Annotated in this window: 15 protein-coding genes; 8 read left to right on the top strand and 7 right to left on the bottom strand. The window is 67.6% G+C overall.

What is annotated here, in order from left to right:
- Positions 1-184: 184 nt before the first annotated feature.
- Complete coding sequence (locus ACFX59_RS12035; RefSeq protein WP_309693151.1) at positions 185-859, bottom strand: hypothetical protein; 675 nt, start codon at positions 857-859, stop codon at positions 185-187.
- Positions 856-2,070 carry a TIGR04063 family PEP-CTERM/XrtA system glycosyltransferase gene (locus tag ACFX59_RS12030; protein WP_387432501.1) on the bottom strand — a complete coding sequence of 405 codons (1,215 nt, stop codon included), beginning with the start codon at positions 2,068-2,070 and terminating at the stop codon, positions 856-858. Before ACFX59_RS12030 ends, ACFX59_RS12035 begins: the two co-directional genes overlap by 4 nt.
- A 95-nt stretch (positions 2,071-2,165) precedes the next feature.
- On the opposite strand from ACFX59_RS12030, the gene ACFX59_RS12025 reads away from it, so the two are divergent.
- On the top strand, positions 2,166-2,318 hold the full coding sequence (locus tag ACFX59_RS12025; protein WP_307103216.1) for a hypothetical protein: 153 nt from the start codon (positions 2,166-2,168) through the stop codon (positions 2,316-2,318).
- A complete protein-coding gene (locus ACFX59_RS12020) occupies positions 2,311-3,669 on the top strand; it encodes a putative O-glycosylation ligase, exosortase A system-associated (RefSeq protein WP_387432499.1) in 1,359 nt (452 codons plus the stop codon). Before ACFX59_RS12025 ends, ACFX59_RS12020 begins: the two co-directional genes overlap by 8 nt.
- Here the strand turns inward: ACFX59_RS12020 and ACFX59_RS12015 are convergent.
- Positions 3,644-4,570: a right-handed parallel beta-helix repeat-containing protein gene (locus ACFX59_RS12015; RefSeq protein WP_387432498.1), complete on the bottom strand. Its 927-nt coding sequence runs from the start codon at positions 4,568-4,570 to the stop codon at positions 3,644-3,646. The two genes, ACFX59_RS12020 and ACFX59_RS12015, sit on opposite strands and share 26 nt — an antisense overlap.
- A 127-nt stretch (positions 4,571-4,697) precedes the next feature.
- Positions 4,698-5,270 (bottom strand): type 1 glutamine amidotransferase domain-containing protein, encoded by a 573-nt coding sequence (locus ACFX59_RS12010; RefSeq protein ID WP_309693136.1) that lies wholly within the window; start codon positions 5,268-5,270, stop codon positions 4,698-4,700.
- 121 nt (positions 5,271-5,391) lie between these two features.
- Here ACFX59_RS12010 and ACFX59_RS12005 point away from each other — a divergent pair, with 121 nt between their 5' ends.
- Together ACFX59_RS12005 and ACFX59_RS12000 are read left to right on the top strand one after the other, a co-directional pair.
- The gene (locus tag ACFX59_RS12005; RefSeq protein ID WP_387432497.1) at positions 5,392-6,393 is read left to right on the top strand and encodes a DNA topoisomerase IB; all 1,002 of its coding nucleotides are present in this window, start codon (positions 5,392-5,394) and stop codon (positions 6,391-6,393) included.
- Positions 6,394-6,418: 25 nt separating this feature from the next.
- Entirely contained in the window at positions 6,419-7,585 is a 1,167-nt protein-coding gene (locus ACFX59_RS12000) for a mechanosensitive ion channel family protein (protein ID WP_387432496.1), read from the top strand.
- Positions 7,586-7,709: 124 nt separating this feature from the next.
- Here the strand turns inward: ACFX59_RS12000 and ACFX59_RS11995 are convergent, their stop codons facing one another.
- Positions 7,710-10,640, bottom strand: coding sequence for an L-glutamate gamma-semialdehyde dehydrogenase (locus tag ACFX59_RS11995; RefSeq protein WP_387432495.1), 2,931 nt, complete (start codon positions 10,638-10,640; stop codon positions 7,710-7,712).
- Positions 10,641-11,218: 578 nt separating this feature from the next.
- Here ACFX59_RS11995 and ACFX59_RS11990 point away from each other — a divergent pair.
- Positions 11,219-11,698 carry a pyridoxamine 5'-phosphate oxidase family protein gene (locus ACFX59_RS11990; RefSeq protein WP_387432494.1) on the top strand — a complete coding sequence of 160 codons (480 nt, stop codon included), beginning with the start codon at positions 11,219-11,221 and terminating at the stop codon, positions 11,696-11,698.
- Positions 11,699-11,902: 204 nt separating this feature from the next.
- Here ACFX59_RS11990 and ACFX59_RS11985 read toward each other — a convergent pair whose 3' ends face one another.
- Positions 11,903-13,120 carry a polyhydroxyalkanoate depolymerase gene (locus ACFX59_RS11985; protein ID WP_387432492.1) on the bottom strand — a complete coding sequence of 406 codons (1,218 nt, stop codon included), beginning with the start codon at positions 13,118-13,120 and terminating at the stop codon, positions 11,903-11,905.
- Between the two features lie 228 nt (positions 13,121-13,348).
- On the opposite strand from ACFX59_RS11985, the gene ACFX59_RS11980 reads away from it, so the two are divergent.
- The gene (locus ACFX59_RS11980) at positions 13,349-15,136 is read left to right on the top strand and encodes an ABC transporter transmembrane domain-containing protein (protein WP_387432491.1); all 1,788 of its coding nucleotides are present in this window, start codon (positions 13,349-13,351) and stop codon (positions 15,134-15,136) included.
- Positions 15,137-15,382: 246 nt separating this feature from the next.
- On the top strand, positions 15,383-17,332 hold the full coding sequence (locus tag ACFX59_RS11975) for a beta-N-acetylglucosaminidase domain-containing protein (RefSeq protein ID WP_387432490.1): 1,950 nt from the start codon (positions 15,383-15,385) through the stop codon (positions 17,330-17,332).
- On the opposite strand, the gene ACFX59_RS11970 is transcribed toward ACFX59_RS11975, so the two are convergent.
- Entirely contained in the window at positions 17,316-19,814 is a 2,499-nt protein-coding gene (locus ACFX59_RS11970) for a family 20 glycosylhydrolase (RefSeq protein WP_387432489.1), read from the bottom strand. The genes ACFX59_RS11975 and ACFX59_RS11970 overlap by 17 nt on opposite strands.
- A gap of 144 nt (positions 19,815-19,958) precedes the next feature.
- Between ACFX59_RS11970 and rnr the strand changes: the two genes are divergently transcribed.
- Entirely contained in the window at positions 19,959-22,157 is a 2,199-nt protein-coding gene (rnr, locus tag ACFX59_RS11965) for a ribonuclease R (protein WP_387432488.1), read from the top strand.
- Positions 22,158-22,169 lie beyond the last annotated feature (12 nt).

Here is a 22,169-nt window from a genome sequence, read left to right as displayed (position 1 = left end):
AAAATGGGGTTCGCGCAGAGGCGCGGAGAACGCAGAGACAGGATCTTGAAAAATCGCGCCTTTCTCCATGAGGAGAGAGGGGCAACGCGTCCCCAGGCGGCGACGCCTCTGCGCCCTCCACGCCTCTGCGCGAACCAAATACTTTTTAGGCCGGAGCCCCCGGTTCGACTCGACCCGAAGCGCCCTATCCCTGCCGGTGCGCCTTGCGCAGCGCGGTTTCGCGCTCCAGCCGTTCCAGCATCGCCTCGATCGACTCGTCCCCGCGAAGCGGCAGCGCGCCGCCGCGTTCCTCGGCAATGGGCTCGCGCATCGCGGGGATCGGCATGGGTTCGGGTTCGGCGCGGACCGGTTCGCGCGGGACGGCGCGGATCGCGTCCGGATCGAACGCGGCCAGCGGCATGTCGAGATCGGCTGGAAGCGTCCGTTCTATGTCCGGCATGTCCTCGTCCTCCGGCGGGGGCGGCGGTGCGCCCAGTTCGGCGGCGAGCAGCGGGCGACGCGGCGGCGCATCGGGGTGCCGGTCGGAGCGGCGGACGCTGGGGACATAATCCTCGTCCTCGGCATCCTCGGCCTTGGCGCGCCGGGCCAGCAGCCCGCCCGGACCCCAGAGAAGATAGGTCGCGGCCCACAGGACGGCCCCGCCGCCCGCGCCGATCCCGAACGCCAGCAACAGCCGCGCCTTGACGCCCAAGGGCGGTTGCGCGGCGGAGAAGATGTCGGCCAGCCCCAGCTGCGCGACCAGCATTTCCAGGCGCCAGACCGGCGCGACCAGCAGGATGAAGGCGAGCAGCACGCCGAACGCCCCGCCGACCAGCGCGGGCACGAAGCGATAGGGGGAAGGCGTCGCGGTGAAGGTCATGATCCGATCGGCGCCTTGCCTAGCAGGTTTCGGTAAACAGGTTCGTAACGGCGGATATTCGAGGCCCAATCGCGTTCGGTTTCAACAAAATATCGCCCCGCATCGCGCCGCGCCTCCCATATCCCGCGATTCGACAGCAGGTCCGCCAGCGCGTCGGCCAGCGCGACCGGATCGTCGGGCGGGAACAGCGTCCCCGTCTCGCCGTCGCGGATCAGTTCGCGATGCCCGCCGACATCGGACGCCGCGACCAGCCGCCGCTGCGCCATGGCCTCCAGCGGTTTCAGCGGCGTGACAAGATCGGTCAGCCGCATCTTCTTGCGCGGATAGGCGAGGATATCGACCAGCCCGTAATAGCGCTCGACCGCCTGATGCGGCACCCGCCCGATGAAGCGGATCGCCGACGCCACAGGCGAGGCCTGCGCCTGTGCGCGCAAGGCCGCCTCCATCGGACCGCCGCCGACCAGCAGCAGCCGCGCGCGGGGCCGCGCCGCGACCAGACGGGGCATGGCGGCGATCAGGTCGTCCAGCCCCTCATAATCATAGAAGCTGCCGATGAAGCCGATGACCTCCGCATCGTCCAGTCCCAGCTCGCGCGCCAATGCATCATCGCGCGCGGGCGGGCGGCCGAACAGGGTCAGGTCGACGCCATTGGGCGAGACGATAATCTTGTCCGCCGCGATTCCCCGCGCGATCAGGTCGCCGCGCAGCCCTTCGCAGATGACCGCGACCGCATCGGCGCGCGCACAGGCCCAGCCTTCCAGCGCGCGGGTCGCGCGGTAGCGGCGGCTGCCCTCGACACCCGTGCCGTTGCCGACCGCCGCATCCTCCCAGAAGGCGCGGATTTCATAGACCAGCGGCAATTTGCGCCGCCGGGCCACGACCCAGGCGGCCAGCGCATCGAGCACGGGCGAATGGGCGTGAAGGATATCGGGCCGGAACGCGTCGACCGCCGCGCCGATCGCCCGGACATGCGCGGCCATCCCCCTCGCCTCGCCGACCAGCCCGTCGGGCGTGCCGGTCGCGCTGGGGGTGCGGTAGAAGGTCAGCCCGTCGAGCATCTCGACCCCGCCTTCGCCCTTGCCCTGACGCGGCCCGGTCACCGCCGCCACCTCATGCCCCTGGGCGACCTGTGCCTTCAGGATCGCGCGCGTCCGGAACGTGTATCCGCTTTGCAGCGGCAGACCGTGGTCGAGGATATGCAGGATACGCATGGCGTTATGCCTGTCATGCCACCCCTTAACGCCGCGTCAACCGTGGGTTTATAAGCATGGCCGACCGCGCCGTTTTGGAATGGGAAGGAGGGGCGATGATCGACAGTTTCGCCCTGCTGCTGACCCATGGCTTGATGCTGCTGGCGGCGTGGCGCCTGCTGACCCGCCGCGATCTGGACCAGGAGGGCGAGGTCGAGCGTCCGTCGCGAATCAAACGCCCCGGCGAACGGCCACGCGGCGATGCGTGACCTGTTCCTGATCGGCTTTCTGGTCAGCCTGTTCGGCATGGGCCTGCGCCGCCCGTTCCTGCTGGTGCTGACCTATATCTATATCGACATCGTCTCGCCCCAGCGGCTGACCTATTATCTGCTGAACACGGTGCCGATCTCGCTGATCGCGGTGGTCGCGGCGGTCGGGGCCTGGGCGCTGGTCGACGACAAGCGCGACAGCCGGTTCACCGCGCGGCAGGCGGGCATCCTGATGCTGCTGATCTATTGCGGGATCACCACCTATTTCGGGGCCGATTTCCCGATCGAGGCGGCGGACAAATGGGGATGGGTGTGGAAGGCGCTGGCCTTTGCCGTCTTCCTGCCGCTGACCCTGCGCACCCGGCTGCGGATCGAGGCGCTGCTGCTGTTCATGGTCCTGTCGCTGGCGTCGATCGTCATCGTCGGCGGGGTCAAGACGCTGGTCAGCGGCGGCGGTTACGGCGAACTCAACCTGATGGTGAACAACAATACCGGGCTGTACGAGGGCAGCATCATCTCGGCGGTCGCCATCTCGGTCATTCCGACCATTCTATGGCTGATGCGGCACGGCACGATCTTCCCACCCGACTGGCGGGTGCGGGTGTTCGGGCTGGGGCTGGTCTTCGCCTGTCTGCTGATCCCGGTCGGCACCTCGGCACGGACCGGGCTGTTGTGCATCGGGCTGCTGGCGATCCTGATGCTGCGCGACGTCAAGCGGCGGCTGCTCTATATCGGCGCGCTGGCGGTCGCCGGGGTGGCGGTCGTGCCGCTGCTGCCCTCCTCCTATACGCAGCGGATGAACACCATCCGCACCTATCAGGGGGACGAGTCCGCCTCGACCCGGCTGGCGGTGTGGAAATGGACGCTCGACTATGCGACCTCCAACCCGTTCGGCGGCGGGTTCGAGGCCTATCTGCAAAATTCGGTGCGGTTCGACCTGACCTCGGTCGAGGGCTCGGCGCATGACTCGAAGGTGGAGAAGCGCGTCACTACCGACCGTGCCCGCGCCTATCACTCCAGCTATTTCGAGATGCTGGGCGAACAGGGCTGGCCGGGGCTGTTCCTGTGGCTGGGGATCAACCTGGCGGGGATCCTGCGGATGGAGGCGCTGCGCCGCCGTTACCGGGCCGCCAGCGATCCGCTGCACTGGGGCGGGCAGCTGGCGGGCGCGCTCCAGCACGGGCACCTGATCTATCTGCTGGGCGGGGCGTTCGTCGGGATCGCGTTCAACCCCTTCCTCTATCAACTGATGGCCGCGCAGATCGGGCTCGACACCTATCTGACCCGCAAGACGCGCGAGGCACGGCACAAGCCGCTGTTCCGCCCTACCACTTTCGCGCCGTCGACGTGATGCCGGGGCCCAGGATGTTGCCGCGGATCACCAAAGGCTCGCCCGCCCAGTTGCCGACGAACACCGGATTGAAGCCCGCGCCGGGCGCCAGCCGCGCGCGGTTATTCTCGACCACCAGCCCCGACGAGTCGTTCTTCGCCCCCTCCGGCGCGACGGTGATCAGCGTCGAGTGATTGTCCTTGTCGCGGCCGAAGACGAACTCGTTGCCCGCGATCCGCCCCTTCGCCCCGTTGGACAGGTCGATCATATAGTTGGTCATATGGCCCTGGCTGTCGTCGAAGCTGCTGTCCAGCACCTCGACATAAGGCGCGCGCGTCTTGACATAATGGCCGCCCTGCCCGCGCTCGAACCGGCAGGCGGTGACGCGCAGCGATCGGTAGCGGCCCATATAGATGCCATGCGCGCCGGTGCCGGTCGGGTCATGGCCCAGCCCCGAAAAGGTCGAATGGTCGACGCTGACCGTGCCGTTGGGATCGTCGGCGGAGAGGATGCCCGACTGGCTGTCCAGGAACATCGCGTTGCTGACCGACAGCGGCCCCTTCTCGATGCGGATGCCCGCGCCATTGCCGTCGCCGACCTCGATATGGCTGAACACGATGCCCTGCACCTGCGCGCCGCGCCCGCGCAGGACCAGCGCCGCCTTCCCCTCGCAGGCGATGCGGGTGAAGATCGTCTTGCCCGGCTCGGCGGCGATATAGGCAATCCGCCCCGCCGTCTGCACCGCGCATTCGCGATAGGTGCCCGGCGCGATCCGGATGGTCCCGTCGCCATCGCCGATCGCCGTCACCGCCTCCTGCAACGTGCCGAAGCCACGCCCGCCGACCGTGAAGGGCGGACCACTGCCCTGCGCGAGGGCGGCGGCCGACGTCATGCCGAGGAATAGGAGCGAAACCAGGCGCATGGAGGACATCCTGAAAAAGCGAACGGGCGCCGCATCCTGCCATGCATGGGCAAAGGATGCGACGCCCGCGATCGTCCCGCGAAGGGATGATGCCTATCCTCCCCATCTGCGATGGGGAGGATTGAGTTTACGCCTCTTCGGTTTCTTCCTCGTCGGCCAGTTCGTCTTCCAGCGCGGTCAGGATCGCCTGGTTGAAGGCGGGGATGTCATCCGGCTTGCGGCTGGTGATCAAATTGCCGTCGACCACGACCTCCTCGTCCACCACATCCGCGCCCGCATTGGACAGGTCGGTGCGGATCGAGGGATAGCTGGTCAGGCGACGCCCATCGATCACGTCCGCCTCGGCCAGCAGCCAGGGGCCGTGGCAGATGGCGGCGACGATCTTGTCGTCCTCCATGAATTCGGTGACGATCTCGACCGCGCGCTCGTTCAGGCGCAGCTTGTCGGGGTTGCAGGTGCCGCCGGGGATGACGAGCGCATCGTAATCGTCGGTATCGACCTCGTCGACGGTCAGGTCGGGGGTCGCGGTCTCCGCCTTGTTGATGTCGCCTTCCATGCCCTGGATCGGGTCGGACTTGAGCGAGGCGAGCGTCACCTTCGCACCGGCGTCTTCCAGCGCCTGTCGGGGCTTGAACAGCTCGACGGTCTCGAATCCGTCGGCGGCGAGCATCAGGACGCGTGCCTGGGAAAGATCGGCCATGATGAAAACTCCTGTCGGGAATGCCTGGGGGGATCGGCCCAGTCAGAACCCGCGACCGCATCGGCCGTTCCGGAACGAAGCGACCAGCGACGCATTTGCAAGGACGACCCGAGAGAGAGCGATGGCCACCCGATTAGTCTTTTGCGACGACAGCAAGCCCGGCATCACCCGGACCAAGGTCCGCGGGCATTGGGCCTATTGGAGCCCGAAGGGCGAGCGGATCACCGATCGCGACGAAATCGACCGGCTCAATCGCATCGGCCTGCCCCCCGCCTATCGGGACGCCTGGTTCTGCCCGCGCGCCAACGGCCATATCCAGGCGGTCGGCTGGGACGAGAAGGGGCGCAAGCAATATCGCTACCACCCCGATTTCCGCGAGGCGCAGGAAGCGGCGAAATATGAACGCTGCGCCGCGTTCGGCCATGCCCTGCCCCGGCTCCGCAAGCGGGTGGAGGCGGACCTGAAGAAGCGCGGCCTGTGCAAGGATCGCGCGGTCGCCGCCGTCGTCCGGCTGCTCGACAACGGCCATGTCCGGGTCGGCAACGAAGCCTATGCCGCCACCAACAAGAGTTTCGGCGCGACGACGCTGCGCAAGCGCCACGGGCAGGTGAAGGGCACCACCTTGCGCCTGCGTTACCGGGGAAAGTCGGGCAAGATGCGCGACATGACCCTGACCGACCGCTCGCTCGCCAGCTTCGTGAAGCGGTGCCAGGATCTGGACGAACAGCATCTGTTCGCCTGGGTGGACGAGGATGGCGAGGCCAATCCGGTCACTTCGTCGGACGTGAATGGCTATATCCGCGAAGCCACGGGCTGCGACTTCACCGCCAAGCATTTCCGCACCTGGGCCGCCAGCGTGGCGGCGTTCGAGGCGCTGGCGCTGGCCGAGGCGGACCTCAGCCTGAAGGCGATGCTGGAGCCCGTCGTCGCAAAGCTGGGCAACACCCCCGCCATCGCGCGCAAATCCTATGTCCACCCCTCGCTGATCGCGCTCGTCAAAGAGGGCCAAGCAGCGTTTCGCAAGACCCTGCGCCTGCCGCGTGCGCGCGCGGGGCTGTCCCGCGTCGAGTGCGGGCTGATCGCATTTCTGGAGGCCGGAACCCCGGCCAGCAAGGCGGCCTGACCGCCCCCGTACTCAAGGAGTCCCCATGGCGAAATCCTCGCCCAAGGCGCCGATCTTCGACGGCTCCCGCATCCCCGACCAGGTCAGGGGCATCGTCAACGCGACCTATCAATGGGTGCAGGATTACTGGCTCAAGGTGCTTATCGCGATCGGCATAGGTGCCGTTATCGTACTGGCGCTGCTCTGGGTCCGCAGGCTGGGCGACAAGCTGTGCAGCCGCCCCGGTTTCGCAGGGGGCTGGGGCATAATCCTGGGCCACGCCATCGCGCGGACAAACATGTTCTTCATCGTCACGCTCGCCGCGCAACTGGTCGCAGGCTATGCGGGCGCGCCGGGCGAAGTCGCCAAGACGATCAGCTTCTTCTTCACCATCGCCAGCGCGTTCCAGGCCGCGATCTGGGCGCGGGAACTGATCCTCGGCACGATCGAGCACCGCACCCAGTCCGAACATTATTCGGGCGAGGCGCTGCTCTCGGCAATGGGGCTGATCCGGCTGCTGGTCACGGCGGTGCTGTTCGCCGTCGCGCTGGTCGTGGTGCTCGACAATCTGGGGGTGAACGTCACCGGCCTGGTCGCGGGTCTGGGCGTCGGCGGCATCGCCATCGGTCTGGCGGCGCAAGGGATTTTCGGCGACCTGTTCGCCGCACTCGCCATCATCTTCGACCGCCCGTTCCGGCGCGGCGACAAGATCAGTTACGACAATACGAACGGCGTGATCGAGGCGATCGGCCTGAAATCCACCCGCATCCGCGCCTTTACCGGCGAGTTGCGGATCATCTCCAACCGCCAGCTGCTCGACAAGGAAATCCAGAACACGACCGTGCGCGACCATGTCCGGCTGTCGTTCATGATCGGCGTTGCCTATGAAACCCCGCCCGAGACGCTGGCGCGCATCCCGGCCCTGCTGACCGAGATCGTCGAGGGTGAAGGTGGCAAGGTCGCCCGCGCCGGGTTCGAGAATTTCGGCGCGTCGAGCCTGGACTTCGCGCTCCAGTTCGACGTGCCCGGCGACGACTGGGCCACCGCGCACGACCTGCGCAACCGGATGCTCGTCACGCTGATGAAGCGGTTCGCGGCGGAAGGGATTTCCATCCCCTATCCGACGCAGACGACCTATACGGCGGCCCCGGACGGGACGCTGGTCATGCCCTATCCGCAAGTCCAGCCGGTCGAGGTGCATCGGGCAGATTAATCCTCCCCTTTAAGGGGAGGTGGCAGCCCGAAGGACTGACGGAGGGGTGTCACGGCCAGCGGGGACACCCCTCCACCATGCTTCGCATGGTCCCCCTCCCCTTACAGGGGAGGAATAGATCGGATCAGATCCCGCCTTCGTCCAGCGACAACAGCGTGGCGTTGCCGCCCGCCGAGGTCGTGTCGACCGACACCGCCCGCTCCGCGCAGAAGCGGTACAGGTAATGCGGCCCGCCCGCCTTCGGCCCGGTGCCCGACAGCCCCTCGCCACCGAAAGGCTGGCTGCCCACCACCGCGCCGATCATCGAGCGGTTGATATAGAGGTTGCCGACCGCCGCCTCGCTCTCGGCGACCTCGCTGGCGCGGGCGATGCGGCTGTGCAGGCCCATGGTCAGGCCATAGCCCTTGGCATTCACCTTCGCGATCGTCTCGGACAGCGTGCCCGCTTCCCAAGTGGCGACGTGCAGGATCGGGCCGAACCATTCCTGGGTCAGGTCCTCGACGCGGTCGAGCCGGATCAGCGTCGGCGGCACGAACAGGCCCTCGGACGGGGCGTCGAGCGTCTTGATCGTGCGCGCCGTCATGGCCGCGCGATAGGCCATCAGCTTGTCATAGGCAGCGCGGTCGATCACCGGCCCGACATCGGTCGCCGGCTGGCCCGTGGGGCCGAGCACCAGCGTCTCCATCGCGCCCTTGAGCATCTCGATGACATTGTCCGCGACATCCGCCTGCACCAGCAGCAGCCGCAGCGCCGAGCAACGCTGCCCCGCCGAGCGGAAGGACGAGGTGATGACGTCCGCGACCACCTGTTCGGGCAGCGCGGTCGAATCGACGATCATCGCGTTGATGCCGCCGGTCTCGGCGATCAGCGGCACGATCGGGCGGTCGTCATCGGCCACCAGGGTCCGCGCGATCCGCTTGGCGGTGGCGGTCGAGCCGGTGAAGGCCACGCCCGCGATCCGGTGATCCTCGGTCAGCGCCTGGCCGACCTCCGGCCCGCCGACCGCGAGCAGCAGCGCGTCGCGCGGCACGCCCGCCCGATACGCCAGCTCGACCGCGGCTTGCGCGATGGCGGGCGTCTGCGGCGCGGGCTTGGCGACGACGGTGTTGCCGGTCACGAGCGCCGCGACCGTCTGGCCCAGGAAGATCGCCAGCGGGAAGTTCCACGGTGCCACCGTCGCCCAGACGCCGCGCCCTTCGAGGTGCAGCGTGTTGCGCTCGCCGGTCGGCCCAGGGAGTTCGACCGAACCCAGCCGCGCCCGCGCCTGCTGCGCATAGTAACGACAGAAATCGGCGGCCTCGCGAACCTCGCCGATCGCGTCGGGGATGGTCTTGAACGCCTCCTGCACCAGGATCGCCATCAGCCGCTCGCGGTCCTGCTCCAGCAGGTCGGCCAGCTTTTCCAGCACGGAAGCGCGGGTGTCGAGCGGCGTCGCGTTCCAGGCCGGGAACGCCGCATGGGCGCGCGCGACCAGTGCCGCCACATCGGCGGTGGCGGCGACCGGCGTCACGGCAGGCGCGTTGACCGCCTTCACCGTGGCGTCGAGCGTCGCGATGTCGCTGAGGTCGATGCCGGTCGAGTTGCGATGGCCCGGCGCGAACAGCTCGACGGGCAGCGGGATGCTCGGATGGCGCGCACCACCGACTGCGGCGATCTTGGCGACCGGATCGGCGAGGATCTCCGCCTCGGTCAGCCGCGCATCGGCGAGCTGGTGGACGAAGCTGGAGTTCGCGCCATTTTCCAGCAACCGGCGGACCAGATAGGCCAGCAGATCGCGATGCCCGCCGACCGGCGCATAGATGCGGCACTTATGACCCTGTTCGCGCACCAGCCGCTCGTACAGGCCGTCGCCCATGCCGTGCAGCCGCTGAAACTCGAAGTCGTGGCTGTTGCCCGCCCATTCCAAAATGGTCGCGACGGTCAGCGCATTGTGGCTGGCAAAGGCGGGGCGGATATTCTCCGCCGCCAGCATGTCCTTGGCGACCGCCAGATAGGACACGTCGGTCGCCGCCTTGCGGGTGAACAGCGGATAGTCGTTGAGCCCCTCGACCTGGGTACGCTTGATCTCGCTGTCCCAGTACGCGCCCTTGACCAGCCGCACGTTCATGATCCGGTCGAGGCCATTGGCCCAGGCGATGACCGCGCGCGCGCGCTTGCCATAGGCCTGCACCGCCATGCCGAAGCCGTCCCAACCCTTCAGCGCCGGCATCGCCGCGACACCGCCGATGATGTCCAAGCTCATCTCCAGCCGCTCGGACTCCTCGGCATCGACGGTCAGCGCGATGCCCTTGTCCGCCGCCTGCCGCGCGAGCTGCGCCAGCATATCGGTCAGCGCCGGCACGCACTCATAGGCGCGCGGCAGCTCGTAACGCGGATGGAGCGCGGACAGCTTGACCGACACCGAATGGCCCGCCGCCGGGTCGGAGCCGACCGCGTCGATCGCCTTCACATAGGCCTGGAAATAACGCTCGGCATCCTCATGCGTCCGCGCCGCCTCGCCCAGCATGTCGAAGCTGGCGGTGAAGCCCTTATTCTCGGGCTTCTTCATGCGGCGCATGGCTTCCTCGATGGTGCGCCCCATCACGAAGATCTCGCCCATCATCCGCATCGCGGCGCCGACCGCCTGCCGCACGAACGGCTCGCCCGCGCGCGACAACAGCCGCTTGAGCGGCCCCGCCTCGCCCTCACCGACCAGCGCACGGCCGACGACCAGGCCCCAGGTGGCCGAGTTCACCAGCTTGGACGCCGACCGCCCGGTATGCGCGCGCCAGTCCGCCTCGCCCAGCTTGTCGGCGATGAGGAGGTCGGCGGTCTCGGGATCGGGGACGCGCAGGAACGCCTCGGCGAGGCTCAGCAGCGCCACGCCCTCGGACGAGTTGAGGCGATATTCCTGGAGGAACTGGTTCACCCAGCCGCGATTCTGCGCGGCGCGCAGGTCCGCGAGCAGCCCTGAGGCATGGCCCATGATCCGCTCGCGCATCTCCGGCGTCGCGGCGGCGCGGTCGAGCAGCGGCTTCAGGACATCGGGTTCGGGGGCACGATACAGCGATTTCATGGTCTTACGCGCGTCGGCGGTAACGGCAGAGGTCATAGGTCCAGGTTCCGGTCGAGCGGCCCGGCGCGACCGAGGTGCGCCGTGAACCGCATTACGATGCTGTGATGGACCAGCGCTTAGCGGGAAATGTGGGGAATGGGTATCGTTTGATACGACCATCTCGCCCGAGATCGCCCCGTGTCCAAAATTGAATTTTGAACGATTTCGGACTATATGATTCGCAGGCGAGGACATCCGCCTTTCTGTAGAGCCCCGGTCGCTGCTACGGCCGGGGCTCAAATCCTTTGGGGCTCAGGCTGCTACCCGAGCCCCGCCGGGCACCTTACCTGTTGCGAACATCCACGATCTTCACGACCAAGGTCGCGAAGGCGATGATGACGCCCAGGATCAGGCACAGATCGGCAACGGACATCCGTGGTCCTTTCTGTGAGTGACGGCGGAAGTGCCGTCAGAGGCTTTGTGGCACATCCTGTTGAACGGCGTCAGGGGGAAGTCTTGTAGATAGGCTCTCTACAAGACGCGCAACCATCCCCGCCCCCGCATCGTTCTCCCGACAAACCCATGAAAGGAGAGCCATGATGGCCGACGACAGCCCCCAGGAAATCGCCGCCAAATTCCTCGACAAGCTGAAGGATAGCCCGTTCGTCATGATTGGCCTGAATGACGGCCAGCATTCCGAACCGATGACCGCGCAGATCGATGACGATCAGCCCAACACGCTGTTCTTCTTCGCGGGCCGCGACAACCGCATCGCGAGCGGTGGCGAGGCGATGGCGCAGTTCGTGGGCAAGGGACATGACTTCTTCGCCTGCCTCGCGGGCCATGTCTCGAAGGACGATGATCGGGCGCAGATCGACAAGCTGTGGAATAATCAGGTCGAGGCCTGGTTCCCGCAGGGCAAGTCGGACCCTAATCTGACCCTGCTGCGCTTCGACATCAGCTCGGCCGAGCTGTGGGAAACCGACATCTCGCTGTCGGGCCGGGTGAAGATGCTGTTCGGCGGCACGATCCGTTCGGAGGAGTCATCCAGCCATGCGGTGGTCGGCTCGGTCGCGTAATTCGCGATCGCTGGATTGCGAAACGCCCGGAGGCCATGGCTTCCGGGCGTTTTCCTATTTCCCCCGCCGTTCAGCCTGAGCGAAGTCGAAGGCCAAGGGAAACGGCTCGCCACACGCTTCTGGCCGAGGGCACCCCGTGGCCTTCGACTTCGCTCAGGCTGAACGGAGCGTGGGAGAACAGGTTCGGTGTGGAGCTTCAGCCCCTCACCCGTTGGCCTTGATCCATTCCTCGACCACCGGCGCGATGCGGTTGCGCCATTTGGAGCCGTTGAAGATGCCGTAATGGCCGACCTGCTCGGCCATGTAATAGCGCTTCTTCTCGTCGGGCAGGTTCGTCGCCAGCGTCAGTGCGGCGCGGGTCTGGCCCAGGCCGGAAATATCGTCGCGCTCGCCCTCGATCGCCAGGATGCCGATATCGGTGATCGCGCCCGGATCGACGCGCTTGCCATGGTGCAGCATCTCGCCCTTGGGCAGCGCGTGCCGCTGGAACACCAGTTCGACGGTCTGGAGATAGAATTCCGACGTCATGTCGCACACCGCGCGATATTCGTCATAGAAGCGCTTGGTCGCCTCAGCGCTCTCGTCGTCGCCCTGGACCAGATGCTTGAACATTTCCCAGTGCGAGATCATGTGGTTGCCCAGGTTCATCGACATGAACCCAGCCAGTTGCAGGAAGCCCGGATAGACCCGCCGCCCCGCCCCCGGATAGGTCATCGGCACGGTCGCGATCGCATTCTGCTCGAACCAGGCATGGGGCCGCTCGGTCGCCAGCAGGTTGACCGCGGTCGGCGCCTCGCGCGTGTCGACCGGACCGCCCATCAGGGTCAGCGTGCGCGGCGTGCAGGGATGCTTGTCCGCGCTCATCACCGAGGCCGCGACATAGGACGGCACCGAAGGCTGGCACACCGCCAGCATATGGGCGTTCGGCCCGATCTCGGTCAGGAAGTCGATCAGATAGTCGACATAATCGTCGAAATCGAACCGCCCGTCCGACAGCGGCACCAGCTTCGCGTCGCGCCAGTCGGTGATATAGACCTCGCAGGTCGGCAGCATCCGCTGGACGGTGCCGCGCAGCAGCGTCGCATAATGGCCCGACATGGGCGCGACGATCAGCAGCTTGGGGCTGCCCTCCACGCCCTCGCGGCGGAACCGCTTGAGCTGGCCGAAGGGCTTGCGCAGCACGATCTCCTCATGGACCGCAACCTCGCGCCCGTCGATCTCGGTCTTGGTCAGACCGAAGGCGGGCTTGCCGCGCGGCGCGGCGGCATGGGCGAACACCTCCAGCGCCGACCCCATGATCGCGCCGCCGCCCAGATAGGCGAAGGGATTGGCCGGGTTCTGGAGCAGGCCCGCGCCGAAATTGGCCAGCGCACTCGCACCCGCCAGCATCGAACGCTGCATTTCATAGGCGTCGTACAACATCGTCGATTCCCCTGCGCTCCCCAGCGGGAGCCCTGATTGCCATCGGTCTAGCACGAAACCGTTTGCGCGAGATGACCATAATATGGCCGACCGGTCATAGTGCCGGGTCGATGACAGGATCATGTTCACGATTACATGCCGCTGAACGCTTCAAAGCGGCCAAACGATGCCGGAGAGTCGACACCCGGCGTTGAGCCGCCGCCTCCGCGCTGCTAGGCCGCAGCGATCATGGCCAAACCCGCCGCCCCCCGCGACTCCGCCCCCGTTCCGGCCAGCCGCCGCATCAGCAATCTGAAGATGGTCTGGCGGTTCACGCTGCGCTACCCAGCGCATCTCGCCGCCGCCGCGCTGTCGCTGCTGGTCGCGGCCAGCGCGACATTGTTCATCCCGCGCACCTTCCAGAAGGTGATCGACCATGGCTTCGGCAACCTGACCAAGGGGGAGGATATCACCCCCTATTTCCAGGGGCTGCTGGCGGTGGTCGTCGTCCTGGCGCTGGCGACGGCGTTCCGCTTCTATTTCGTGTCCTGGCTGGGCGAGCGGACGGTCGCGGACATCCGCGTCGCGGTGCAGGCCAATCTGCTGCGGCTGGCGCCCCGCTATTTCGAGGAGAATCGCCCCTCCGAGATCGCCAGCCGGCTGACCGCCGACACCGCGATCATCGAGCAAGTGGTCGGATCGACCATCTCGATCGCGCTGCGCAATGTCGTGATCGGGATCGGCGGCACCATCTATCTGTTCGCGCTGTCGCCCAAGCTGACCCTGTCGCTGCTGGTCTGCATCCCGCTCGTCGTGCTGCCCATCGTGCTGCTGGGCAAGAAGGTGCGCAGCTATTCGCGCGACAGCCAGGACCGGCTGGCCGATATCGGCGCGATCGCGGTCGAGACGCTGGGCGCAATGAAGGTCGTGCAGGCGTTCGGCCAGGAGCGGCGCGAGGCCGAGCGGTTCGAACATGCCGTCAGCAACGGCTTCGCCACCTCGCGCAAGCGCTTCCTGCTGCGCGCGGTGATGACCGCGATGGTGATCGGGCTGTTCTTCGGCGGGCTGACCCTGCTGCTCTGGGAAGCGGTCGCCGATGTCGCCAGCGGGCGGCTGTCGGGCGGGTCGCTGACCGCCTTCGTCGTGACGGGGATGCTGGTCGCGGGTTCGTTCCAGGCGCTGACCGAGGTGTGGGGCGACATTTTGCGCGCGTCGGGCGCGGCGCAGCGCCTGGCCGAGCTGCTCGCCGAACAGCCCGAAATCGCCCCGCCCCCCGCCCCCGCCGTCCTGCCGGTCGTGCCCATGGGCGCGTTGCGGTTCGAGCATGTCGTGTTCCACTATCCGACCCGGCCCGAGGTCGCCGCGCTGAACGACTTCTCGCTCGACATCCGACCGGGCGAGACGGTGGCGGTGGTCGGCCCCTCGGGCGCGGGCAAGTCGACGCTGTTCCAGCTGGCCGAGCGTTTCTACGATCCGCAGGGCGGCCAGATCTCGCTCGACGGCGTGTCGCTGCGCGATGCCGATCCGGCCGCGATCCGGGCGCGGATCGCGATGGTGCCGCAGGAGACGGTGATCTTCGGCGCCTCGGCGCGCGACAATCTACGCTATGGCCGGTGGGACGCCGGCGACGATGAGCTTTGGGCCGCCGCAGAGGCCGCCAACGCCGCCGATTTCCTGCGCGCGCTGCCGCAGGGGCTCGACACCTTCCTGGGCGAAGGCGGCGCGCGCCTGTCCGGGGGGCAGCGCCAGCGGATCACCATCGCCCGCGCGCTGCTCCGCGATGCGCCGATCCTGTTGCTGGACGAAGCGACCAGCGCGCTCGACGCCGAGAGCGAGCAGCTGGTGCAACAGGCGCTGGAGCGGTTGATGGCGGACCGGACCACATTGGTCATCGCGCACCGGCTGGCGACGGTCCGGGCGGCCGAGCGGATCGTGGTGATGGACGGGGGCCGGATCGTCGAGCAGGGCCATCATGCCGAACTGATCGCGCATGGCGGGCTCTATGCGCGGCTGGCCAGCCTGCAATTCCACGACTGATAGGGCCGGTTTAGTACCAGTTACTTCTGGAGGGGCGTGGCCTTCGACTTCGCTCAGGCGGAACGGGTGTCAGGATTTAATCCGTTTCCTATCGCCGTTCAGCCTGAGCGCAGTCGAAGGCCACGCCCCGCCGCCCCGACAAAATCCCGAAAACTCAAACCATTACCCCATAACCTAAACCCGCTTGCGGCCCACGCCCCTCTCCCCTAGTCTCCGACAATACCATTTCAATACCGGAGAACGAGGATGACGCGGCGGGCAAACAGGTGGAACGGCGGCGTCATCGCGGCGGTCGCATTCGCGAGCCTCTCGGCCCCCTCGGCGCAGGCCGCCACCCCCACCCTTCCCGCCATCTTCCCCGCGCCGACCACGATGACGCTGGGCGACGGGGCGATCGCGCTGGGTCGCCCGGTTACACTGATCGTCGCGCCCGGCACCGAGCCCGCCACCGCCGCGCTGGTCCGCACGCTTCTCGCCAAGGCGGGGATCCGCGAGGTCGCGACCGCCAGCCGCCTGCCCGCCACCCCCGACCGCCCGACGATCGTGATCGGTCCCGACAGCGCCGCGATCGTCCGCGAGGCACTCGCACGGAGCGGCGCGACCGCCGAGGACCGGACCGAAGGCTATACGCTGACGACCCGCAGCACGGGCGCGGGGCTGATCACGCTGGCGGGGCATGACGCCGACGGCCTGTTCCATGCGGTGCAGACGCTGCGCCAGTTGCTCGCCCGGCCGACCATCCCCGCGCTGACCATCCGCGATCATCCCGCCATGCCGATCCGCGGCACGATCGAGGGCTTTTACGGCAAGCCCTGGTCGATGACCGACCGGACCAGGCATCTGGACTTCCTGGGGGAGATGAAGGCCAACACCTATGTCTACAGCCCCAAGGACGACCCCTTCGCGCGCGACAAGTGGCGCGAGGCCTATCCGGCGGCCACGCTGAGCGAGCTCGGCACGCTGGTCGCGCGGGCGCGGGCGAACCATGTCGATTTCGTCTATGCCATCTCGCCGGGGCCGAGCATCTGCTTCTCCAACCCGGCGGACGAACAGGCGCTGCTGCGCAAATTCGCGGCGCTGCGCGGGATCGGCGTGCACAGCTTCTATGTCGCGCTGGACGACATCGAATATCAGAAGTGGAACTGCGACGCCGACAAGGCGGCGTTCGGCCCCTCGGGCGCGGAGGCGGCGGGGGTCGCCCAGTCGAAGCTGCTGAACGCGGTACAGGCCGACCTGTTGCGCCAGGACCCCGCCTCGCGTCCGCTGATCATGGTGCCGACCGAATATTACGACGCCAAGGAAAGCCCCTACAAGGCCGCGCTGCGTGCCCATCTGAACCCGCGCATCGTCGTGCAATGGACCGGCACCGATGTCGTGCCCCCCGCCATCTCCATCCCCGATGCCAAGGCCGCAACCAAGGCGTTCGGGCGCAAGACGCTGCTATGGGACAATTATCCGGTCAACGACTATGCCAGCTCGGCCGGGCGGCTGCTGCTCGCTCCCTATGCCAAGCGCGAGGCGGGGCTGTCGTCCGAGCTGACCGGCATCCTGTCCAACCCGATGAACCAGGAAGCGCCCAGCCGGATCGCGGTGACGGGCGTGCTGGCCTTTGGCTGGAACGACAAGGGCTATGACGCGGACCGCACCTGGCATTATGCCGCGCACGATCTGGCGGGCAATGACGCGCGCGCGACGGCCGCGCTGCTGGAACTGTTTGATACCCAGCATCTGGCCCCCACCTTCGGCAGCCAGCCCTGGCAGGAACAGGCGCCGAAGCTGAAGGCGCTGCTCGACCATGTCCGCGAGGCGCTGGCCAATGGCGACGAGGCCGAGCGGCGCGCGGCGATCGCGGCGCTGGGCCACAAGGCCGATGCGCTGGCCGATGCGCCCGACACGATCCGCGCGGGCGTGGCCGATCCGGGCTTTGCCGAACAGGCCGCCCCCTGGCTCGATGCGATGCAGCTCTGGGGCCGCGCGCTGCAACAGACCGCCGCCGGGCTCGACGCCGCCGACCGGGGCAACCCGGCCGCAACGCGCTATTTCGCCGATGCCAAGCGGATCGCCGCCCAGGCCGCCGCGGTGCAGACCATCCCCGGCGCCACCCGCTTCGGCGGGCCGGTCAAGATCGCGGACGGCGTGCTCGATACATTCGTCGCGGACGCGCCCAACCTGATCGCGGTTACGGCGAAACCGTAACCGTTCGGCTGGCGCGGCGGCCATCGGGGGTGCGGGTGCGAAGCTCGACCGCCCCCGTCACCGCCACCGGCCCGTCATAGCGCCGCCACGCGGTGGCGCCGCCCATGCGATACTCGATCGGGGTGCCGGGAAACTCGGCGTTCGCTTCCAGCCGACCGCCCGCGATCCGCGCACCCGGCGGGGCGAGGCGATAGGTCACGCCCGCCCGGTCGAGCATCCGCATCTGCACGCTTATCCGCCCGGCAAAGTCGCGCCAGCCCGCCAGCAGCTTTGCCCGGTCCACCCGCGCATCGCCGGGTTCATAGCCCGCCCCCGCGACATAGGCGGGCTCCCAGTCCGGCTTGCGCCACGCCCGCTCGGCCAGCGCGAGCAGGCGCGGGAACAGCATATAGTCGACCTGGCTGTCGCGGCGGACCGTCTCGCTCCACAATTGCGCCTGGATACCCGCGATCTCGCGACCGGGCTGGAGCGGCACGGTGTCGGCGATGGACTTGGGCTGGGCGAGGATATTGGGGATCAGCGCGGCATTGGCGGCCAGATTGCCCGGCATGAAGCCGAACACCTGGAAACTGTCCACCCCGCGCGAGGCCCAGTCATAGCCCGTCTCGTCCGGATCGGCGGCATAGGGCATGTCGAAATAGCCGAGATCGGGGATCGACAGCACGGTCTTCCACCCGTGATTGGCCTGTCCATGCGCCTCGGCGACGCCGCCTGCGTGAAGGTTGCTCCAGATGTTGGTCTGGACCTTGGCGGGCATCCTTGCGGGGTCGGTATGGCCCAGGCCGTCGCTCCACCCCGCGACCGCGATGCCGCGCCTGGCGAGATCGGCCGAAATCCGCTCGATGAAATAGGCGCCCAGCTGCTTGGGTTGCAGGCCGGTCCTGGCCATCATCACCTTGCAGGCGGGCGACTGGGTCCAGGCGCCCGCCGTCTCGTCCGCGCCGATATGATAGGTGGTCAGCGGCACCCCCGCCGCCTTGTGCAGGCCCGCGATGGCGTCGATCACCGTGTCGATGAACCGATAGGTGCTGTCGATACAGACGTTCAGCGTGTTGTCGTCATAATGCTGGACGCTGGAATAGCGGGTGGTGTCGCCCGGCTCGACCAGGCGGAAGCGTTCGGCGCCCACGCGGTCGCCTTTCGCCATCAGCCGCTGATAGCGGACCTCCATCGACCGGATCGCCGCGCGCGAATGGCCCGGCATGTCGAAGGAGGGGATGACCGCGATCTGCCGCGCGGCGGCGGCGCGCAGGATGTCGGTATAATCGGCGGCGGTCAGATAGCCGTTGCTCGGCGCATCGCGCGCCGGGTCCGCGCCGAGCTGGGGCGAGAGACAGGTCTTCTCGCTGAGGTCCTCGCAGCGATAGGCGCCGATCTCGGTCAGTTCGGGCAGCGCCGCGATCTGGAGGCGCCAGCCCTCGTCATCGCCCAGATGCAGGTGCAGCGTGTTGAGCTTATACGCCGCCATCTGCTCGATCAGCTTGAGGATCTCGGCCTTGCTGTGGAAATTGCGCGCCAGGTCGATGTGCAGCCCGCGAAAGCCGTAGCGCGGCGCGTCCTCGACGATCAGCGGACGCAGGCGCGGGCCCTCCGCCGCCATCTGCTGCGCCAGCGACCGCAGGGCATAGGACGCCCCCGCCGCATCCGCCGCCGCGATGGTCACGCCGCCCTGGCCGATGGTCAGACGATAGCCCTCCGCCGCCAGACCCGCCGTCTTGCGGATGGTCAGCGGCACGCGGCCCACCGGCAATCCGGCCAGCGCGGGCGCGATGGCGGCGCGAGCGATGCCGTCCGTGGTCACGCGAAGTCCCCCGGACAGATCGATCGGCGCACCGGCGGGCCGCCTGACCGTCATCGGCCTGGGCAGGATCGCCACGTCGACCGGGCTCGCCGCCCCCCGCTCGGCATAGAGCGCAAAAGCGCGCTCGGGCGTCCGCCACAGCGTCTGGTCGTCGGGTGCGCTGCGGGCGAGCGTGGCCTCGTCGGTCATCGGCGCGACGAAGGGCAAGGTCTCCAGCCCCGTCTCCGCATCGGTCCCCGTCCGGGTCGCTGCGATCACGCGCGGCGCGAGACCGGCGGCGGCCAGCGTCGCGTTGGGCATCATGTGATTGCGCGAGAAGAACGCGCCCAGCCCGGTCAGCTTCACATGATAGACCTGCCCCGGCGTCAGGCTCCGGCCGGGTTTCAGCGTCAGGACGTTCAGGTCGCCGTTGATCGTCCGATTGTCGAACAGGTCGCTCTCGACCTTCAACACCGGGTTGACCAGGCTATAGCGGATCTCGACCGGCAGGCTGGGCGCGTCCCTGGGCACGGCGATGGCGATATCCGCCTCGAAACAGCGCGGAATGCCGGTGGGGCAGGATGCCGAACGGTTGGTCAGGATGGTGTATCGATAGCCCATCGTCGCGGCCAGCCGGTCCAGATCGGCCTGCGCCGGAGCCACCGCCAGGATCGCGGCCGAAGCCCATAAAGTCATCATCATCTGCCCGTCCCGCTACGCCGTACTGGTATTACATTGGATCATGACAAGGCTGGGCGCGCAAGCCAAACACATTCCTCCCCCCGCAAGGGGAGGGAATAGAATGCCGGGGGTGACGTCGCCCGCCCCACCGCCTATCTCCATCCCATGAAAAAACCCCAGCCGGGTCTGCCGACCCGTGAGCAAATCCTCGCCTTCATCGAACAGTCGGACCAACCGGCGGGCAAGCGCGAGATCGCACGCGCCTTTGGCCTGTCCGCACAGGAAAAGATCGGGCTGAAGGCGCTGCTCAAGGACATGGCCGACGAAGGGCTGATCGACAGCGCGCCGGGCCGCGCCTTTCACAAGATGGGCGGCTTGCCCAAGGTGACGGTGCTGCGTGTCGTCGATGTCGATGACGGCGGTAATGTCTGGGGCCAGCCGGAACGCTGGGAAGCCGACGGCATCCCCATCCCCCGCCTGCGCATCCGCGAACGCAAGCGGGGGAGTCTGGGCATCGGCCAGCGGGTGCTGGCGCGCACCGAGGAAGCGGGCGGTGGCTGGATCGCGCATGTCATGAAGACGATCGCGCCCGCCTCCGAACAGGTGCTGGGCGTGTTGCGCGAGGAAGCGGGGCGCTTCTGGCTGACCTCCGTCGACAAGAAGGACCGGCGCGAGATGATGGTGTCGGACACCGGCGGCGCGGAAGCGGGCGACCTGGTGCTGGCCGAGAAGGCGGGCCGCCCGCCGCGCATCACCGCGAAGGTGGTCGAGCGGCTGGGCGATCCCTTCGCCCCGCGCAGCTTCTCGCTGATCGCGATCCACAAGTTCGAGATTCCCGACCGCTTCCAGCCCGAAACGCTGGAGGAGGCCGAGCGGGTCGCGCGCCAGCCGCTGGGCGACGACCGCGAGGATTTGCGCGACCTGCCGATCGTCGCGATCGACCCGGTCGATGCGCGCGACCATGACGACGCGGTCTGGGCCGCGCCCGACGACGATCCCGCCAATCCCGAAGGCTGGCGCGCCATCGTGGCGATCGCGGATGTCAGCTTCTATGTCCGCCCCGGCTCGGCGATCGATAAGGATGCGCGACGGCGCGGCAATTCGGTCTATTTCCCCGACCGCGTCGTGCCGATGCTGCCCGAGATCCTGTCGGCGGATGTCTGTTCGCTGAAGGAAGGCGAGGACCGCGCCGCGCTCGCCTGTCATTTGCAGGTGACGAAGGACGGCAAGCTCAAGGGCTTCCGCTTCACCCGCGCGGTCGTCCGGCTGGCGGCGAACATCGCTTATGAAGACGCGCAAGCCGCGATCGACGGCGAGCTGTCGCATCCACTGACCGAAACGGCGCTACGGCCGCTCTGGGACTGCTGGGCCGCGCTCGCCAAGGCGCGCGATGCGCGCGAGCCGCTCGACCTCGACCTGCCCGAGCGGCGGGTGGTGCTCGACCAGAATGGCCGCATCCTGTCGGTCGCGCCGCGCGCGCGGCTGGATGCGCACCGGCTGATCGAGGATTACATGATCGCCGCCAATGTCGCCGCCGCCAAGGCGCTGGAGGCGAAGAAGGCACCCGTGATGTACCGCGTCCATGAGGTGCCCAGCCGCACCAAGCTGGTCGCGCTGAAGGAGTATCTCGAAACCTTCGACATCCCCTTTGCCATGGGCCAGGTGATCCGCCCGGCGACCTTCAACCGGATCATCGACAAGATCGGCGACGCGGACTTCAAGCCGCAAGTGATGGAGCAGATCCTGCGCTCGCAGACCCAGGCCTATTATGCGCCGGTCAATCAGGGGCATTTCGGCCTGTCGCTGGGCTCCTATGCGCATTTCACCTCGCCGATCCGGCGCTATGCCGACCTTGTCGTCCACCGCGCGCTGGTCGGCGCGTACAAGCTGGGCGATGGCGGATTGCTGCCCGAGGGCGAGGAGATGGAGCGGCTGGGCACGTCGATCAGCCAATATGAGCGCCGCGCGATGGAGGCGGAGCGCGAGACGATCGACCGCTATGTCGCGGCGTACCTCGCCGAGCATGTCGGCCAGGTAGTCGAGACGCGGATCACCGGCGTTACCAATTTCGGCTTCTTCGCGACGGTCGACGGCGTGGGTGGCGACGGACTGATGCCGATCCGCGATCTGGGCGGCGACTATTTCCATTATGACGAAAGCTCGCAGCAATTGTTGGGCGAGAAGAGCCGCGAAATCTACAAGCTGGGCCAGCGCCTGCCGCTGCGTCTGGCGGAGGCGAACCCGGTATCGGGGGCGCTGCGCTTCGAACTGCCCGACGGCAAGGGCGCCAAGCCCGAGCCGCGCCGCGTGCTGAAACGGCGCGGTAGGCCCGCGAACATCCGCCACAACGGCAAGCGGCGGTAAATCCTCCCCGGC

It is taken from the genome of Sphingomonas sp. NCPPB 2930 (assembly GCF_042867205.1).
Classification (GTDB): domain Bacteria; phylum Pseudomonadota; class Alphaproteobacteria; order Sphingomonadales; family Sphingomonadaceae; genus Sphingomonas.
Note: the sequence above shows the minus strand (reverse complement) of the source record. Positions and strands in the feature narration are given on the sequence as shown.

Excerpts from the sequence above, each read along its gene's own strand:
- ACFX59_RS11975 (WP_387432490.1), top strand. The coding sequence starts at position 15,383 with ATGACGCGGCGGGCAAACAGGTGGAACGGCGGCGTCATCGCGGCGGTC.
- ACFX59_RS11995 (WP_387432495.1), bottom strand. The coding sequence starts at position 10,640 with ATGAAATCGCTGTATCGTGCCCCCGAACCCGATGTCCTGAAGCCGCTG.
- rnr (WP_387432488.1), top strand. The coding sequence starts at position 19,959 with ATGAAAAAACCCCAGCCGGGTCTGCCGACCCGTGAGCAAATCCTCGCC.
- ACFX59_RS12025 (WP_307103216.1), top strand. The coding sequence starts at position 2,166 with ATGATCGACAGTTTCGCCCTGCTGCTGACCCATGGCTTGATGCTGCTG.
- ACFX59_RS11990 (WP_387432494.1), top strand. The coding sequence starts at position 11,219 with ATGGCCGACGACAGCCCCCAGGAAATCGCCGCCAAATTCCTCGACAAG.
- ACFX59_RS12000 (WP_387432496.1), top strand. The coding sequence starts at position 6,419 with ATGGCGAAATCCTCGCCCAAGGCGCCGATCTTCGACGGCTCCCGCATC.
- ACFX59_RS12030 (WP_387432501.1), bottom strand. The coding sequence starts at position 2,070 with ATGCGTATCCTGCATATCCTCGACCACGGTCTGCCGCTGCAAAGCGGA.
- ACFX59_RS11970 (WP_387432489.1), bottom strand. The coding sequence starts at position 19,814 with ATGATGATGACTTTATGGGCTTCGGCCGCGATCCTGGCGGTGGCTCCG.
- ACFX59_RS12035 (WP_309693151.1), bottom strand. The coding sequence starts at position 859 with ATGACCTTCACCGCGACGCCTTCCCCCTATCGCTTCGTGCCCGCGCTG.
- ACFX59_RS11980 (WP_387432491.1), top strand. The coding sequence starts at position 13,349 with ATGGCCAAACCCGCCGCCCCCCGCGACTCCGCCCCCGTTCCGGCCAGC.
- ACFX59_RS12010 (WP_309693136.1), bottom strand. The coding sequence starts at position 5,270 with ATGGCCGATCTTTCCCAGGCACGCGTCCTGATGCTCGCCGCCGACGGA.
- ACFX59_RS12020 (WP_387432499.1), top strand. The coding sequence starts at position 2,311 with ATGCGTGACCTGTTCCTGATCGGCTTTCTGGTCAGCCTGTTCGGCATG.
- ACFX59_RS11985 (WP_387432492.1), bottom strand. The coding sequence starts at position 13,120 with ATGTTGTACGACGCCTATGAAATGCAGCGTTCGATGCTGGCGGGTGCG.
- ACFX59_RS12005 (WP_387432497.1), top strand. The coding sequence starts at position 5,392 with ATGGCCACCCGATTAGTCTTTTGCGACGACAGCAAGCCCGGCATCACC.
- ACFX59_RS12015 (WP_387432498.1), bottom strand. The coding sequence starts at position 4,570 with ATGCGCCTGGTTTCGCTCCTATTCCTCGGCATGACGTCGGCCGCCGCC.